Source organism: Planctomyces sp. SH-PL62, from assembly GCF_001610895.1.
Taxonomy (GTDB): Bacteria; Planctomycetota; Planctomycetia; order Isosphaerales; family Isosphaeraceae; genus Paludisphaera.
In genome coordinates, this window is the sequence record NZ_CP011273.1 from 1402926 (window position 1) to 1418338 (window position 15413).

16 protein-coding genes are annotated in these 15413 nt (G+C 70.2%); 10 read left to right on the plus strand and 6 right to left on the minus strand.

Translation table 11 applies throughout. The features are described 5' to 3' along the window. Window positions 1-3: 3 nt before the first annotated feature. The 3 genes from VT85_RS05470 to VT85_RS05480 are packed head-to-tail and all read left to right on the plus strand — an operon-like array spanning window position 4 to window position 2292. Window positions 4-891, plus strand: a complete 888-nt coding sequence (locus tag VT85_RS05470; RefSeq protein ID WP_068411686.1) for a RimK family alpha-L-glutamate ligase — start codon at window positions 4-6, stop codon at window positions 889-891. Then, window positions 888-1772, plus strand: a complete 885-nt coding sequence (locus VT85_RS05475) for a triphosphoribosyl-dephospho-CoA synthase (RefSeq protein WP_197491107.1) — start codon at window positions 888-890, stop codon at window positions 1770-1772. Before VT85_RS05470 ends, VT85_RS05475 begins: the two co-directional genes overlap by 4 nt. 19 nt (window positions 1773-1791) lie before the next feature. Further along, window positions 1792-2292 (plus strand): 6-pyruvoyl trahydropterin synthase family protein, encoded by a 501-nt coding sequence (locus VT85_RS05480; protein WP_068411690.1) that lies wholly within the window; start codon window positions 1792-1794, stop codon window positions 2290-2292. On the opposite strand, the gene VT85_RS05485 is transcribed toward VT85_RS05480, so the two are convergent. Next, window positions 2281-3042, minus strand: a complete 762-nt coding sequence (locus VT85_RS05485; RefSeq protein WP_197491108.1) for a HisA/HisF-related TIM barrel protein — start codon at window positions 3040-3042, stop codon at window positions 2281-2283. The genes VT85_RS05480 and VT85_RS05485 overlap by 12 nt on opposite strands. Here VT85_RS05485 and VT85_RS05490 point away from each other — a divergent pair. The 5 genes from VT85_RS05490 to VT85_RS05510 all read left to right on the plus strand — a co-directional run bounded on the left by VT85_RS05490 (window position 2939) and on the right by VT85_RS05510 (window position 6189). After that, window positions 2939-4111 carry an ATP-grasp domain-containing protein gene (locus VT85_RS05490; RefSeq protein ID WP_082858381.1) on the plus strand — a complete coding sequence of 391 codons (1173 nt, stop codon included), beginning with the start codon at window positions 2939-2941 and terminating at the stop codon, window positions 4109-4111. The two genes, VT85_RS05485 and VT85_RS05490, sit on opposite strands and share 104 nt — an antisense overlap. Beyond that, entirely contained in the window at window positions 4108-5148 is a 1041-nt protein-coding gene (locus VT85_RS05495; protein ID WP_068411699.1) for a hydantoinase/oxoprolinase family protein, read from the plus strand. Before VT85_RS05490 ends, VT85_RS05495 begins: the two co-directional genes overlap by 4 nt. Continuing rightward, on the plus strand, window positions 5132-5368 hold the full coding sequence (locus VT85_RS05500) for a hypothetical protein (RefSeq protein WP_068411702.1): 237 nt from the start codon (window positions 5132-5134) through the stop codon (window positions 5366-5368). Before VT85_RS05495 ends, VT85_RS05500 begins: the two co-directional genes overlap by 17 nt. Next, the gene (locus VT85_RS05505) at window positions 5359-5751 is read left to right on the plus strand and encodes a hypothetical protein (protein ID WP_156512695.1); all 393 of its coding nucleotides are present in this window, start codon (window positions 5359-5361) and stop codon (window positions 5749-5751) included. The genes VT85_RS05500 and VT85_RS05505 overlap by 10 nt, the downstream gene beginning before the upstream one ends. Window positions 5752-5877: 126 nt before the next feature. Beyond that, window positions 5878-6189 carry a hypothetical protein gene (locus tag VT85_RS05510; protein WP_068421450.1) on the plus strand — a complete coding sequence of 104 codons (312 nt, stop codon included), beginning with the start codon at window positions 5878-5880 and terminating at the stop codon, window positions 6187-6189. A 12-nt stretch (window positions 6190-6201) separates the two neighbouring features. Here the strand turns inward: VT85_RS05510 and VT85_RS05515 are convergent, their stop codons facing one another. Further along, window positions 6202-7608, minus strand: coding sequence for a DUF1501 domain-containing protein (locus VT85_RS05515; RefSeq protein ID WP_068411708.1), 1407 nt, complete (start codon window positions 7606-7608; stop codon window positions 6202-6204). A 32-nt stretch (window positions 7609-7640) separates the two neighbouring features. Continuing rightward, window positions 7641-10655 (minus strand): PSD1 and planctomycete cytochrome C domain-containing protein, encoded by a 3015-nt coding sequence (locus VT85_RS05520; RefSeq protein ID WP_068411715.1) that lies wholly within the window; start codon window positions 10653-10655, stop codon window positions 7641-7643. 266 nt (window positions 10656-10921) lie between these two features. Here VT85_RS05520 and nth point away from each other — a divergent pair, with 266 nt between their 5' ends. After that, on the plus strand, window positions 10922-11623 hold the full coding sequence (gene nth, locus VT85_RS05525) for a Fe-S cluster assembly protein HesB (protein WP_068421453.1): 702 nt from the start codon (window positions 10922-10924) through the stop codon (window positions 11621-11623). Here nth and VT85_RS05530 read toward each other — a convergent pair. Genes VT85_RS05530 through VT85_RS05540 form a run of 3 tightly spaced genes read right to left on the minus strand, consistent with a single transcriptional unit; the run spans window position 11592 to window position 14373 of the window. Then, the gene (locus VT85_RS05530) at window positions 11592-12710 is read right to left on the minus strand and encodes a D-TA family PLP-dependent enzyme (RefSeq protein WP_068411718.1); all 1119 of its coding nucleotides are present in this window, start codon (window positions 12708-12710) and stop codon (window positions 11592-11594) included. The genes nth and VT85_RS05530 overlap by 32 nt on opposite strands. After that, window positions 12707-14029: an amidohydrolase gene (locus VT85_RS05535; RefSeq protein WP_068411721.1), complete on the minus strand. Its 1323-nt coding sequence runs from the start codon at window positions 14027-14029 to the stop codon at window positions 12707-12709. The genes VT85_RS05530 and VT85_RS05535 overlap by 4 nt, the downstream gene beginning before the upstream one ends. Window positions 14030-14052: 23 nt before the next feature. Beyond that, window positions 14053-14373 (minus strand): hypothetical protein, encoded by a 321-nt coding sequence (locus tag VT85_RS05540; RefSeq protein ID WP_068411724.1) that lies wholly within the window; start codon window positions 14371-14373, stop codon window positions 14053-14055. Window positions 14374-14586: 213 nt separating this feature from the next. Between VT85_RS05540 and VT85_RS05545 the strand changes: the two genes are divergently transcribed. Further along, window positions 14587-15363, plus strand: coding sequence for an alpha/beta fold hydrolase (locus VT85_RS05545; RefSeq protein ID WP_068411727.1), 777 nt, complete (start codon window positions 14587-14589; stop codon window positions 15361-15363). Window positions 15364-15413 lie beyond the last annotated feature (50 nt).

Below are 15413 nucleotides of genomic sequence, written 5' to 3' on the forward strand. Positions count from 1 at the left end.
GCCATGCCGACTTTCGCCGCCTTGGTATCGGGAACGGGATGGCACGTCGAGGACCTGCTGCGCGCGGCCTCGGCGCTGGACGTCTCGCTGCACGTCCTGCCGTTCGACGAGGTCGAGGCCGCCGTCGGAAGCGGGGCGGGGCGGGTCTCGGCGGGAGGCGTCGCGCTGGAGGCGGTCGACGGCGTGCTGGTGCGGATGATGCCGCCCGGGGGGCTGGAGCAGGTCGTCTTCCGCATGGACGCGCTGCACCGACTTGAAGTGGTCGGCGTGCCGGTCTGGAACCCTCCTCGAGCCGTGGAAGCGGCCGTGGACAAGTACCTGACGCTGAGCCTGCTCGAACGTCGCGGCCTCCCCGTTCCGGCGACGTGGGCCGGTCAGACGGCGGCTGCGGCGCTGGTGGCCTTTGACGAATTTGGGGGGGACGTCGTGGTCAAGCCCCTGTTCGGCTCGGAGGGGCGGGGGCTGATGCGCGTGAGCCACCGCGAACTGGCCTGGCGCAGCTTCCACGCGCTCGAACGCCTGGGCTCGGTGATCTATCTCCAGAAGTGGATCCGGCATCCCGGCCACGACCTGCGGCTGTTCGTGCTCGGCGGCCAAGTCCTCGGGGCGATGCGTCGCACGGCCCAGGGGGACGAGTGGCGGACCAACGTCGCGATCGGCGGCAAGGCCGAAGCGTGGACGCCCGACGCCGAGGCCGAACGGCTGGCCGTCGCCGCGACCGAGGCCGTCGGCGCCGTGTTCGCCGGGGTGGATCTGATCGAGGACCTGGACGACGGCCGTCGCGTGCTGATCGAGGTCAACGCCGTGCCGGGCTGGCGGGCGCTGTCGCATGCGACGGGCCTCGACGTGGCCGCCGCCCTCCTCGGATCCTTGCGCGAGGCCGTGCGGTGAACGAACTCTCGACCGGCATGCTGGCGCAGGTCGCCTGCCTCCTGGAAGCCACCGCGCGGAAGCCCGGAAACGTGCATCGGTTCGCCGACTTCCGCGACCTGGACTATCTGGACTTCCTGCTCGCCGCGGCGGCCGTGGCGGGCCCGCTCGACCGTGCGCTCGAAGAGGGGGTGGGAGTCGCCGTACTCGCCGCCGTCGAGGCGACGCGAAAGGTCGTCGCCACGAACGCGAACCTGGGGATCATCCTCCTCCTCGCGCCCCTGGCCGCCGTTCCCAGATCGGAACCCCTCGCCGAGGGCCTTCCTCGCGTGCTCGCGGCGACGACGGTCGACGACGCCCGACTCGTCTACCAGGCGATCCGCCTGGCGAACCCCGGGGGCCTGGGACGCGCCGAGGAGCAGGACGTGGCCGACGAGCCGACCATCACGCTCCGCGACGCCATGATCCTGGCCGCCGACCGCGACCTCATCGCCCGCCAGTATGCGAACGGCTTCCAGCAGGTCCTTGACGAAGGCCTCCCCGCGCTTAAGCGTCGCCAGGCCCCTGGTCGACCGCTCGAAGCGGCGATCCTCGGCGCGTTCCTGGAACTGCTCGCCGACCATCCCGATTCCCTGATCGCGCGGAAGACGGACGAGGCGACCGCCCGCGAGGCGTCGCGCCGCGCCCGGCTGGTGCTCGACGCCGGCTGGCCCGAGAGCGGCGACGGCCTCGCGCACGCTCGCGACCTGGACCGCTGGATGCGCGAGGATCAGAACCTCCGCAACCCGGGCGCGACGGCCGACCTCGTCGCGGCGGTCTTGTTCGCCGCACTCCGCGATGGGACAATCAGCCTGCCTCGACCGCCCGGCCCGGCCTCCTGGTCCGGCGGACCGGCCTACTGATCGTCGCATGTTTTCAAGGATGCCAGCCGTGCCCGTCTCGCGCTTCAAGGTCCGCGTCACGAAGGATTACCTGGTCTTTTCGTCGGGGCATTTCATCACCTTCGACGGCGACCACTGCGAGCGCATCCACGGCCACAACTACCGGGCGGCCGTGGAAGTGGACGGCGACCTCGACGCCAACGCGTACGTCGTCGACTTCATCGCCCTCCGCGACATGACGCGGGTGATCACCGACGAACTCGACCACAGGATGCTCCTCCCCGCCAAGAGCCCGCTCATCGCCCTGGAAGTCGTCGGCCCGAACACCGTCGCCCGCTACCGCGACCGATACTGGAGCTTCCCCAGCGACGAGTGCGTCGTCCTGCCGATCGCGAACACGACGGCCGAATTGATCGCCGAGTACATCGCGGGTCGGCTCCTCGAAGCCATGAAAGCCCGAGGTTGGCCCTCCCCGCGCACCCTCCGCGTCGAGGTCGAGGAGTGCTTCGGTCAGTCGGCCGAGATCGAGCTAACCCCCTGAGCTTTCGAGAAAACGCTCCAGAGCCCGGCGATCGATCCGGCCGTCATGCAAGGCCGAGCCGACCAGCACGGCCGACGCACCTCGATCTCGGCATTCGTCCAGGTCCTCGATCCGAGAGACGCCCCCGCCGACCGTGATCTCGGCGTGGGGATGGGAGCGGAGCAAGGAATCCAGGAGCCGTTCCGTGCCCATTCCCGAGCCCCTTCCCACCCGGCTCAGGTCGAGCAGGATGAGCCGGCCGACGCCCATGTCGAGGATCCGAAGCCCCAGGGCCGTGGCGTCGTCTTCAGGCCAGGCCTCGCGCCTCGGCGTGATCGGTCGGCCGTCCCGGAGGTCCAGGCTGACGATCAGGCGGTCGGGGCCGCACGCGTCGAGGAGATTTGCGAGGGCGTCCGGCCCTCGCAGGGTTTCCAGGCCGGCGACGACGCGAACCCGGTCGAGGGCGAGGAGGGGGGCGACGTCGCGCTCATCGCGGACTCCCGCGTCGAGCCAGAGGCCCAGGCCGAGATCGACGATTTCCGCATTGCGTGTCGGATCCCCCTCGCCGCTCGTGATCGCGTCGAGGTCGGCCAAGTAGACCGTCGCCAGGCCGAGTGAATCGCGGAAGGCCCTCGCAAGTTCCCGAAGGCCGGGCGAGGGGTGTAGGATGCTTCGCAACGGCCGATACCGCGCCCGATCGCCGCCGACCGCGTGGACGGCCTGCCCGCCCAGAACGTCGAGCACCGGAATAACCTGGAACTTCGATTTCACGATGAACTCGCCCGAATCCGCGACGATCCTGCTCCACGAGTACGTGACCGGCGGCGGCCTGGCCGGCGAGCCCTTGCCCGAGTCCTGGGCGCTCGAAGGCGCCGCCATGCGAAGGGCCCTCGCGGCCGAGTTCGCCGCCGCCACGCGCGGTTCGATCCGCGTGCTCGTCACGCTCGACCCCCGCACCCCGCCCGACGTCGGTCCCTGGGAAACGGCCGTGGTCGACTCGCTCGACCGGTTGGAATCGCTGGCCCGGCGGGACGATTATACGCTCCTGATCGCGCCGGAAACGAGCGGCGTCCTGGAGGACATGACCCGTCGCCTGATCTCGGCGGGCTGCCGGTTGCTGGGCTCCGAGCCGGATGCGGTCGCGCTCACGGCGGACAAGCCGGCGCTCGGCGAATGGCTCGATCGTCACGGCGTGCAGACGCCCCGTTCCCGCGTGCTCGAACCTGGAGAGACGCCGCCGCCGAGCTGGGCCTATCCCGCCGTCGTCAAGCCCGTCGACGGGGCCGGCTCGATGGACACGTTCCGGATCGATGGGCCGGACTCGTTCGAGAGGCTGGCCAGATCGACGACGCCCCGGCTGTTGCAGGAGTTCGTCGCCGGCGTCGTGATGAGCGCCACGTTCCTGGTGTTCGCGGGGCGGGCCCGACTGATCGCGATCGGAGAGCAGAAGATCGAGCGATGCGGCGGGCGATTCGGCTATCGCGGCGGGAGGCTTCCGATCGAGCTTCCCGGGGCCGTCCAGATCCTCACGCGCGCCGTCGAGTCGGTCTCGGGGCTTCGCGGGCTCATCGGCGTCGATTTCATCCATGATGAGGAACGGGACGGAGTCGTCGTTCTGGAGATCAACCCGAGGCCGACGACTTCCTGCGTGGGTCTCTGTCGGCTGCTGCCGCCGGGGCTGCTCGCCGACGCCTGGCTGACCGGGATCGAGAATCCGGCGGCCTGGGACGAAGTGATGGATCGGATCGACGGGGCCGTCGCGGGATCGAGACCCGTCGAGTTCGAGGCGTCGGGCCGGGTCTGGGCGCTCGACCACAAGCTGAGAGGATCGCGATCGTGATCGACGTGAACTGGCTCGCCCTCGACGTGGGGGGCGCGAACCTCAAGGCGGCCCATTCGGGCGGCGCGACCCGTTCCTCGCCGTTCCCGGTCTGGAAGGAGCCCGATCGCCTGGCCTCGGCGATCGCCGAACTGGCCGCGACGTTCCCCCCGTTCGACCGGGTCGCGACGACGATGACCGCCGAGCTTTGCGACTGCTTCGAAACCAAACGAGAGGGAGTCTTGCGGATCGTCGACGCGCTTCGCGAGGCGTTGCCGGGCCGACCGCTCGCCTTCTGGGGGATCGACGGGCGATTCCGTGACGAGGCCTCGATTCGAAATCTGCCCCTCGTCGCCGCGGCGTCGAACTGGCTGGCCCTTGCGACCGTCGCGGCGAGGACGGTGGGAGATAAGCGGGCGATCCTCATCGACGTCGGAACCACCACGACCGACCTGATCCCGCTCGACGCCGGGCGGGTGGCGGCTCGGGGCCGGACGGACCTCGAGCGGCTCAGGAACGCCGAGTTGGTCTACGCCGGCGTGGCGCGTACTCCCGTTTGCGCCCTGGCCGTCGAACTGCCGTTCCAGGGGGCGTCGACGGGACTGGCGGCGGAGTTCTTCGCGACCACGCGCGACGTGTACCTGACCCTCGGCGACCTGTCCCCCGTCCCCGACGATCAAGGGACCGCCGACGGCCGCCCCGCGACCCGCGAGCGAGCCGGAGAACGCCTGGCGCGGATGGTCTGTGCCGATCGCGAGTCGTGTTCCGCGCGGGACGTCGAAGAGCTGGCGAGGGCCGCGGACGCGGTCTTGCTGGATCGGCTGGTCCGGGCGGCGAGGCAGGCTTGCGCGGCGACGATCGGGACGCCCGAGGTCGCCGTCGTGTCGGGCTCGGGAGAGTTCCTCGCGCGTCGCGTCGCCGAGGCGGTCGTCGGACCGTCGGGCGTCATTCGACCGCTCGGCTCGCTCTGGGGATCGGGCGCCTCGGGAGCCGCATGCGCGCACGCCCTGATCGAACTGGCGAGAGAGGGGGGGGCGATCCATGCCGCCGAAGCCTGACGACCGTCCGATCGTCGTCGTGAAGGTCGGGGGGAGTCTGCTGGACTGGACCCCGTTGATCGCGCGGTTGGAGAAGTACCTGACGCAAAGCGTACGGGACGCTCGCGTCGTCCTGATCGTGGGGGGGGGCCGATCGCCGACGCCGTGCGGAAGCTGGACGAGGCGCGGGGACTCGGCGCCGTTCCGGCCCATCGCCTGGCGCTGGGAGCGATGGATCTGACGGCCGAGATGCTCGCGGGGGAGTTGGCCGGATGCCGCCTGGTCCGCGAGCTTTCCGAGCTTCCCGCCGCCTGGCGCGCCGGACTCCGACCGATCCTCGCCACCCGCCGCTATCTGGAGGAGGTCGACGAGACCGCCCCCGATGCCTTGCCGCGTAGCTGGGGGACCACCTCCGATTCGATCGCGGCCCGGATCGCCGAGAGGCTGGGGGCGGCTCGGCTGATCCTGCTCAAGAGCCGCGCCGCCGCTGTCTCATCGCGACATGAGGCGGCGGAGGCCGGATTGGTCGACCCCGTGTTCCCGATAGCCTCGGCGGCGCTGGAGTGCGTGGAGATCGTTGCATTCCGCCAACCCGAGTGGGACGTCCGCCGACTCGGCGCGTGAACGCTTGACCCTGCGAGCGGCCTGGCGGACAATCGCGAAGCCGCCGGGACGACGCCCGGCGAGGCCGCTTCGCGCCCCGGATCGGCGCGATCGAACATCCCCATGCTCGGATCGGACGAATCGACGATGGCCCATTCCCGACTGGTCGCCCTGGATCATCCCGACCTGCCCCCGTTCTCGCTCTCGCCCCGGCTCCGATCGCAACTGGTCTACTTCCAGGCCGCGCCCAGTGCGCCCGAACATCCCGCCGAACTGGGCGAGAAGGAATACTGGTTCGATCGCGACGAGGTCGCCAAGTGGGTGATGGAAGGGGTCTTCTATCTCGTCTCGCCGCTCGACACCGAGAACGCGACCGAGGTCGAGCTGACCGAGGAGCAGGACGCCTTGCTGACCTGGCTGGATTTCAACAAGGTGCGGCATGCTCGGGTCGTCGAGTGAGCGGCCGTCCGCTCACGCCAGGATCGGCGTGACGAGTTCGCCGTGGACGTCGGTGAGCCGCATGTCTCGGCCGCCGAACCGGAAGGTCAGGCGCTTGTGGTCCAGGCCGAGCAGGTGCAGCATGGTGGCGTGGAGGTCGTGGATCGTGACCTGATCGACCACGGCGTGATAGCCATAGTCGTCGGTCTCGCCGTGGATCACCCCCCCCTTGATCCCGCCGCCAGCTAGCCAGACGGTGAAGCCGAACGGGTTGTGGTCGCGGCCGTCGCTCCCCTGGGCCATCGGCGTGCGGCCGAACTCGCCCCCCCAGAAGACCAGGGTGGAGTCGAGGAGCCCTCGGCCTTTCAGGTCGGCGAGGAGGCCGGCGATGGGCCGATCCACGGCGAGGGCGTTGCGCTCGTGCCCGTCCTTGAGGCTCGAATGCTGGTCCCAGCGGTCGTGGCCCACGGACGGGCACAGGACCTCGACGAACCGGACCCCGCGCTCGACGAGACGGCGGGCGATCAGGCATTCGCGGGCGAAAATCCGGGTCGGCTCGAAGGCGTCGTCCAGGCCGTACAGGCTGCGGGTCGCGGCGGATTCCCCGTCGAGCTGCATGAGGTCCGGGACGGCCGACTGCATCTTGTAGGCCAGCTCGTAATTGGCGATCGCGGCCTCGAGCGCGTCGGGCCGGCCCATCCGTTCGGCGACGCCCCGATCGAGGTCGCGGATCAGGTCGAGTTTGCGGAGCTGGCCGCCGGGCGCGGATTCGACCGGTCGGATGTTGGCAACGGCCTCGGCGGCGGGGCGGAAGACCGATCCCTGGAATGTCGCCGGCAGGAATCCGTTGCTGAAGCAGTCCAGGCCGCCTGGCGGGATCAGGCCGCCGTCGAGCACGACGAAGCCCGGAAGGTTCTCGCTCTCGGCCCCCAGCCCGTAGGTGGTCCAGGCCCCGTGGCTCGGACGCCCCTGAAGGCCGCTCCCGGTGTGGAGGAAGTAGTTGGCCGCCGTATGCTCCGAGAATTCCGAGGTCATCGACCGGACGATCGCCAGGTCGTCGACGTGGCGCGCGACGTGGGGGAAGAGGTCGCTGACCGGGGCGCCGCTTTCGCCGTACCGGCGGAACTTCCAGGGGGATTTGAGGACCGCGCCGACGTTGTTGAACTGGGTCGGGGCGGTCTTCACCGCGATCGGCTTCCCATGCTCGCGGTCGAGCCGCGGCTTGGGATCGAACGTATCCATCTGCGACGGCCCGCCGTCCATGTACAGGAAAATGACGCTTCGCGCCTTCGCCTGATGGTGGAGCCCCCCCGGCACGGCGTCCGCACCGAGGCTCGGCCGGGGGAGCAAGGCGGAGAGCGCCATCGCCCCGAAGCCGTTGGCGCATCGAACGAGCATCTGGCGGCGGGTGGCCGGGGCTGCGAATCGGCCGCAATGCATGGCGATGGCTCCACGAGGCCCGGCGTCGACGTTCAATCGACGTAGACGAATTCCTTGACGTTGAACAGCGCGTGGCCGAGGTCCGCCCAGACGGCTCGGGGAGACGACGGCTCGACCCCCTTCCTCGCCTCCAGGTAGGCCGAGCATCGCGTGATCTCCTCGACCGTCGGCGCCCGGCCGAAGGCCTCTCGGTACAGCCTCTCGATGCGCCCTACGTCGTCCTGATCCGCCCCGACTTCGGCGAGCAGGCGGCCCGCCCAGGCGTCGGCCAGTTCCAGGACCAGCGGGTCGTTGAGCAGGGTGAGGGCCTGAGCCGGGACGTTCGACGCATGCCGCCGGCCGATCGTCGAGAACGGCACGGGGGCGTCGAAGACCTGGAACATCGGGTTCAGGAAGTTGCGCCGGACCTGCAAGTAGAGGCTCCGTCGGCCCTGGCCGTCGAGCGGGCCGCTCGTGGCGGGGCGTCCCCGGCCTTCCATGAACGGCGAGAGGTGCGGGGCCACGCTCGGCCCTCCCACCCGTCGATCCAGCCGCCCCGAGACGGCCAGCAGGGCGTCGCGGACGGCCTCGGCTTCCAGGCGTCGGACGTTCATCCGGTGGAGCAGGGCGTTGGTCGGGTCGATGCGATCGGCGTCCGGGGTCGCCCGGCTGGCCATCCGGTAGGCGGCCGATCCCAGGATCAGCCGGTGCATGGCCTTGATCGACCAGCCGCGGCGGACGAATTCCGAGGCCAGCCAGTCGAGCAGTTCGGGATGGGTCGGAGCCTGGCCCATCACGCCGAAGTCGTCGGGCGACCGGACGAGACCCTCGCCGAAATGCTGCTTCCAGATCCGGTTGACCAGGACCCGCGGCGTGAGCGGATTCGTGCGGACGTCCACCAGGGCGTAGGCCAGGTCGAGCCGTCCGCTGCCGGAGGTCGAGGGAGAAGGGGCGGCGCCTCCCAGAACTGCGAGGACCCGCCGTGGGACGGCCTCGCCGAGGGTCCTGGAATTGCCGCGCAGCATGACGAACTCATCCTCGCCGTCGCCGTCGACGGCCGCCGGGGCCAGGATCGGGTCGGGGACGCGCGACTCGATCTCGCGGTACTCCGACAACGCCGCTGCGAGGCGGGAGGCCAGGGGGGAGTCGCCGGTCTGAAGTTCACGGATCAGGTCGTCGACGGCGATCGTCGCGGGAGCGGGTGGAGGGGGAGCGGGCGCGCCCGGCTCGTCGGCCTCGCGGACGGCGAGGATCGCCAGCCAACCGCGCCCGTCGACCGGGCGGGCGGTCGCGCCGGTGAACTCGGCGGTGGCTCCGTCGCAGGCTTCGATGTACGCTCGATGGCCGAGCCAGGTCCGCACGTCGAAGCCCATCCATGACGGCCCGCCTTTCGCGTCGACTCCCCTGGTCAGGCCCCCGTAGATCGGGTCGCGGACCTTCTCGAAACCGTCGATCACGATGTTGAACCGCCCGCCGCTCCCCGATGCCAGGACTTGCAGGAATGGCTTGCGGATCGTGAACGTGGGTGAGCGGACGACCCCCTGGAGACGGTCCGAGACCAGCCCGCTGTGGAGCGATCCCGCGTGCGCGGCGACCAGCCGTGGAGCCTCCTCGCGCAGATCGACCCGGAAGCCTCGCGCCTCGTTCGCGATCTCGAAAGCGTCTCCGCTCGCTCGCCAGGCTGCGAGCCTTCCCGGCGGGAAGTCGCCGTCGGGCGTCGGGATCGCAGGGCCGGGGCCGAGGAGCGCCTCGATTGCGTCCTTCCGATCTACGGGGAGCCGCGCGGCGGCCTCGTCGAGCAGGTCGGCTAGGCTCTCCTTCCGGGCCTTCAGGTCGGCGACGATCGGGTCGATGCGGATGTGGGAATCCAGGAACGCCTGCTGATGCCGCGTGCCTCGCAGGAAGCCGGCCAGGGCGTAATAGTCGCGGGCGCTGATCGGATCGAACTTGTGGTCGTGGCAGCGGGCGCAGCTCACCGTGAGGCCCATGAACGTCTTGGACAGCACGTCGATCTGATTGTCGACTCTCCGCACGCCCTCATCGCGGACGTCAAGCGGGGAGTGGACGCCTTCGCCCAGCCAGTAGAACCCGGTGCCCCGGACCGACTCGTTCGAGCCGTCGACCGGATCGCGCCGGGGGGTCGCCAGCAGGTCGCCGGCGATCTGCTCGACGACGAATTCGTCGTATGGGAGATCCCGGTTGAAGGCCCGCACGACGTAATCGCGGTACTGCCAGGCGTTCAGCAGGTCATAGTCGAACTCGTGCCCGGCCGTCTCGGCGAACCGTACTAGGTCGAGCCAGTGCCGTCCCCAACGCTCGCCGTACTGGGGGCTCGCGAGCAGCCGGTCGACGAGCCGCTCATAGGCCCCAGGATGCTCATCCGCAACGAACGCCGAGACCTCCTGGGGAGTAGGAGGGAGGCCGATCAGGTCGAAGGTCAGGCGACGAATCAGGGTTTGCCGATCGGCTTCTCCGGCCGGTTCCAGGCCGCGACCGGCCATCGCCGCGAGCAGGAATCGGTCGATCGGGCTTCGCACCCAGTCGGCGCGAGGGCCTTCGATCGCCGGCGGCTCGACCGCTCGGATCGGCTGGAAGCTCCAGAACTCGGCGCGACGAGAGAACTCCGGCGAACCGTCGAGGCCCGTTCGCGGGCCGGCCGAGGCCGTCGGTTCGGCCTCCACGCCCCAGGGCGCGCCGCGAGCGACCCACTGCGCGAGGATCTCGATCTCCTCGGGGGGCAGCTTGGATTTCGGCGGCATCTTGAGGTCGCCGTAACGGATCGCGTCGACGAGCAGGCTCGAGTCGGGGTCTCCAGGTTCGACGGCGGGGCCCAAGGTCCCGCCGTCCAGGACCGCCGCGCGGGAGTCGAGCCGAAGGTCCCCCTTCTGCTTTTCGGGCCCATGGCAGCCGACGCAACGCTCCACGAAGATCGGCCGGACTTGCTTTTCGAAGAACTCGACCGCCGCGGGGTCGCCCGACGCAACGGGTTCCTCGGCCGCGGCGAAGGTCGCGAGGGCGAGCAGGGCGGCGAGCCCGAAGGCGGTCCGGCGGGATCGTGCACGCGTCATAGGTCAGCCCCGAAGTGGTCGCGCCCGTCGCCAGACCAGTTGATGAACAAAGATTCTACAGGGCTGCCGGCGGTTTCGCCACCTCGACTCACCGTCGCGGCGCCGACCAACCGGGGGGCGTCGGCTCGAATCGTCGACGGCACTGGTTTTGCTTCCACCTTCCCTCATCCGTCCGCCCCGCCTTCGATCGGGGAAGGGCTGTCGAGGAGGCACCCGTCTTGAACAAGCGCCCCGCAGCCGTGGCGGACGACGTCCGCGTCCTGGCGATGGCGGTCCACGACCGACTTTGCACCGCGTATGGTTGTCCGATCCCTTATTTCCACGAGTTCGACCCGCTGAGCGAACTGGTCTCGTCGCTGCTGTCGCACCGGACGCGCAACGCCGAATCGGGCCGGGCGTTCAAGCAGTTGCGGTCGCGGTTCGGGACGTGGGAGTCGGTGCGAGACGCGCCGACGGCCGAGGTGCAGGAAGCTGTAGCACCCTGCACCTGGCCCGAACAGAAGGCCCCGCGAGTCCAGCAGGTCCTCCGCGCGATCACCGAGCGTCGCGGCGGGGAGTTGTCGCTCGACTTCCTCGCGGGCCTGCCGGTGGTCGAGGCTCGCGCCTGGCTTGAGGAACTCCCCGGCGTGGGGCCGAAGACCAGCGCCGCGACCTTGCTTTTCAGCCGCTTGCGGATGCCGGCCCTTCCGGTGGACAGTCATCACCACCGGGTCGCCGTGCGACTGGGATTGATCCCCGCATCCGTGGCCGTCGGCCCGTCGCACGCCCTACTCGAAGCCCAGTTGCCGGCCGATTGGTCGGCGCAGCAGGTGTACGACAACCACGAGGCGTTGATGCTCCACGGCCAGAGGGTGTGCCACCACGCGCATCCCCAATGCGCGCGGTGCGTCGTCCTCGACCTCTGCCCGTTCGGGCAATCCCGGACGGGAGGGGCGGCTAGAACCGCAGATGACGATCGCGCGCGGTGACTTCCCACTCGTCGACGACGCGGCCGTCGACGACGACCAGGAGCCGACGGTGCAGGGCGGAGGTCGGGCAGACATGGGTGGGGATGGCGAGCAGCGGTTCGCCGATGCGCAGGTGGTCGACCGAAGGGGATTCGATGACCAGATGCTCCTCGCTGTGGACGATGAACTTCGCATCGGGCAGGGCGGGGAGGAAGGCGCGTGGGCCGGACGGGTCGGCGGCGACGGCCTTGTGGCCGAGGTCCAGGCAGGCGCGGCCGGGACGGGGCCGGCTCACCAGGCGGGTGAGCAGAAGCGCGGCGGGGGTGAAGGGGAGATCGGGGAACTTCGTCGCGTAGCTGTGATCGTGGTAGGTCACCGTGCCGGGCGAGCACTCGGCGCCGGGGGCGTGGAACGAGGCGTGGATGGCGAAGGTCGGCGTCCCCCCCATCACCAGGCGGGAAACCGGCAGCCCCTGCGAGATCAGGCGGTCGCGGAACGACAGCACGACTTCCTCGGCGGCCCTGGCTGCGCGGGTCCGCGTCTCCAGGTCGGGGTCGTTCAGGTGTCCGTCGTACGCGTGGAGGCCGTCGGGAGTGAGGCCCGGCAGCCGAGCGAGGCTCTCGTAGAGGGTGAAGGCGGCGTCGTCGGGGGCGATCCCCGTCCTCCCCATACCGACGTCCAGGTCGATGAGCGTCGGGATCGGCCCGACGCGTCCGCTCGCGGCCTGGGAGAGCTGCTGGGCCGCGTCGGGCGAATCGACCAGGGCGCGGAACGTCGTTTCGGGGAAGGCGGCGATCAGGCGGACGTACCGATCGGGATTGGGGCCGACCAGCGGATAGGCGAGCAGCACGTCGTCCGCACCCGCCTCGGCGAGCATTTCGGCCTCGGCGATGGTGGCGCACTTATGCTTGCGGACGCCGCGCTTCAGGAACATCCGGATCACGTCGGCCGACTTGTGGGTCTTCGCATGCGGGCGGAGGCGGTCGACGCCCCCCGCGATCTGGATCATCGCGTCCAGGTTTCGCTCCACGAGGTCGCGAAAAATCAGGAGCGAGGGGCTCTCCAGGGGGTCGGGATCGAGCAGTTGATAAGGCGGGGCGTCGATCATGGCTGGGCTTTCGGCGGGAGGAGGTCGGTCACGGCGGCGGTCATCGCGCGGACGCCGACGGCGACGCTGGCCTCAGCCTCGGGGTGGTACAACTTCGAATGGAGGCCGGGCAGGGGGAGGCCCCTGGCCTCGGCCTCCTGGATGCGCTCGCGAGGGACGGTCCCGAGCCAGAACATCATGATCGGCACGCCGTCCTGGGCGTAGAGCGCGAAGTCCTCCGACCCCATGACCGGGTCGACCACGGAGACGTGATCCTCGCCGAGCGCCCGCTTCAAGACCGGCGCGAGCCGCTCGTACAGCCCCGGGTCGTTCGACGTCTCGGGCGTGCTCCCGACGATCTCGACGGTCGGCTCCGGGGCCTGGTGGGCGGCGGCCAGGGCCTTGACCCGCCGCTCGATCCCCTCGATGAGACGGAGCCGGATCGACTCCTTGTAGGAGCGGAGGGTGAGCTGGAGCCTGACCTCGTCCGGGATGATGTTGTGCTTGGATCCGCCGTGGATCGAACCCACCGTGATCACGGCCGGGTCGGTCGGCGGGATGTCCCGGCTGACGATCGTCTGGAAGTCGAGGATCGCCAGCGCGGCCAGCACGATCGGATCGACGGCCTTGTCCGGCATCGCGCCGTGCCCCCCCCGGCCCCGGACGACGACGTCCAGCGAGGTCGAGTTGGCGAGCATCGGGCCCGGCCGGAAGTAGACGTCGCCGACGGCCCCGTCGGCCTTGCAGTGCAGGGCGAGTGCGAAATCGGGTTTGGGGAACCGCGTGTAGAGCCCGGCGTCGAACATGCCGCGGGCCCCGTTGAGGGTCTCCTCGGCGGGCTGGGCGACAAGGAGCACGGTCCCCGACCAGCGGTCTTTGTGCTCGGCCAGCCAGGCCGCCGTGGTGATGAAGCAGGTCATGTGGAGGTCGTGCCCGCAGGCGTGCATCACGCCGACGTCGCGGCCCTGCGGGTCGAGCCCGCGGGCCTTGCTGGCGAAGGGGAGACCCGTCTCCTCGGTGACGGGGAGGCCGTCCATGTCGGTGCGAAGCAGGACCACGGGGCCGGGGCCGTTCTCCAGGACGCCGACGACGCCGTGCCCGCCGACGTCGGTCGTCACCTTCGCGCCGAGCTTCGTCAGCTCCTCCGCCATCCTCGCGGAGGTGTGGACCTCCTGCGACGACAGCTCGGGATTCTGGTGCAGGTCGGTGTAGAGCTTCGTGACGACCTGGCGGCGAGCTTCGAGCCACGGGGCGATCCGCTCCGGGGCGGGGGGCTCGTCGCCGAGGACCGGGCCGACGATCGCGAGGGTCGAGAGGACGACGAGCAGGCTGGATCGCATGGAACGTGCTCCCCCGGGGGTGGTCATTCGAGCCCGTGCTGCTTTTGCCAGGCGACGGCCTTGGCGTGCTCGGCCTCGGGGATCTTGCCGCAACGCTGGAAGATCACGGAGAGCGCGGTGTAGCTGAAGGCGTCCTCGGGCTCCAGCTCGACGACCTTCTGGGCGTGGGCGATGGCCTTGTCGGCCTCGGCGAGGTCGGCGTAGAGCTTGGCGAGCATGCCGTGGCCGATGGCGAAGGCCGGGTCGGCGGCCACGGCCTCTTCGAGCTTGGCGACGGCGCCGGGCTTGTCGCCCTGGTCGCGGAGATCGACGGCCTGGTCGTACAACTGGTCGGGGGTCGACATGGGAGGTCCTGGGGGAAGGGGGATCGGCGGGGCCGCGACGAAACGGGCCGCCAAGGCCCCATTCTAGGCGGATCGTCCCACGTCCGCCAGCGCGACGGGTACGACCCGACCTGTCGTCGCGCCGAGGTTCCTCGCGTTTCGGTCGATCAGCGACTAAAATAGTCTATGCGTCCCCGCGGCGGGGCCGGGAGCGCGACTTCGCGAGGGACGGCCATGCTGCTGGCATACAACGATGAAGGGACCGGTCCGGTCGTCGTGCTGCTCCACGGCTTCCCCTTGAGCCGCGCGATGTGGGCCGAGCAGGTCCGCGCCCTGAGCCCCTCGTTCCGCGCGATCACGCCGGACCTCCGCGGCCACGGCGAATCGCCCGCCCCCGACGCCGTCTACACGATGGACCAGATGGCCGAGGACGTCGTGGAAATGCTCGACGGCCTGGGCGTCACGGAGCCGGTGGCGATGGGAGGCCTCTCGATGGGGGGCTACGTCGCGCTGGCGCTGGTCCTGAAGCATCCCGAGCGGGTGCGAGCCCTGATCCTGGCCGACACCCGAGCTGCGGCCGATACGCTCGATGCGGCCCGGCTGCGCGAGGAGTCGGCGAGGGGAGTGCTCCAGGCGGGCCACCCCGGGGCGATCGTCGAGGCGATGCTGCCGCGCCTGTTCGCGGAATCGACGATCCGGGATCGCCCGGCCCTCGTCTCGCCGATCCGGGCGATGATGGAGGCCACCTCGGCGTCGGGCGTCGCGGGGGCCCTCCGGGGCATGGCCGCCCGGCCCGACCGTCGTGAAGACCTGAGAACGATCACGGTTCCGACCCTCGTGGTGGTCGGCGAGAAGGACGCGATCTCGCCGCCGGACGAGGCCCGAGCCATCGTCGAGGCGCTCCCCGACGCGCGGCTCGCCGAGATCCCCGAGGCGGGCCACCTCTCGCCCGTCGAGAATCCCGAGGCGTTCAACGCCGCCATCCTCGATTTCCTGCGGAATCCGACCTGAGGCGAGCTTCCATCCAACGAGAACGGGTCCGGAACCGCACGTCGCCGGCG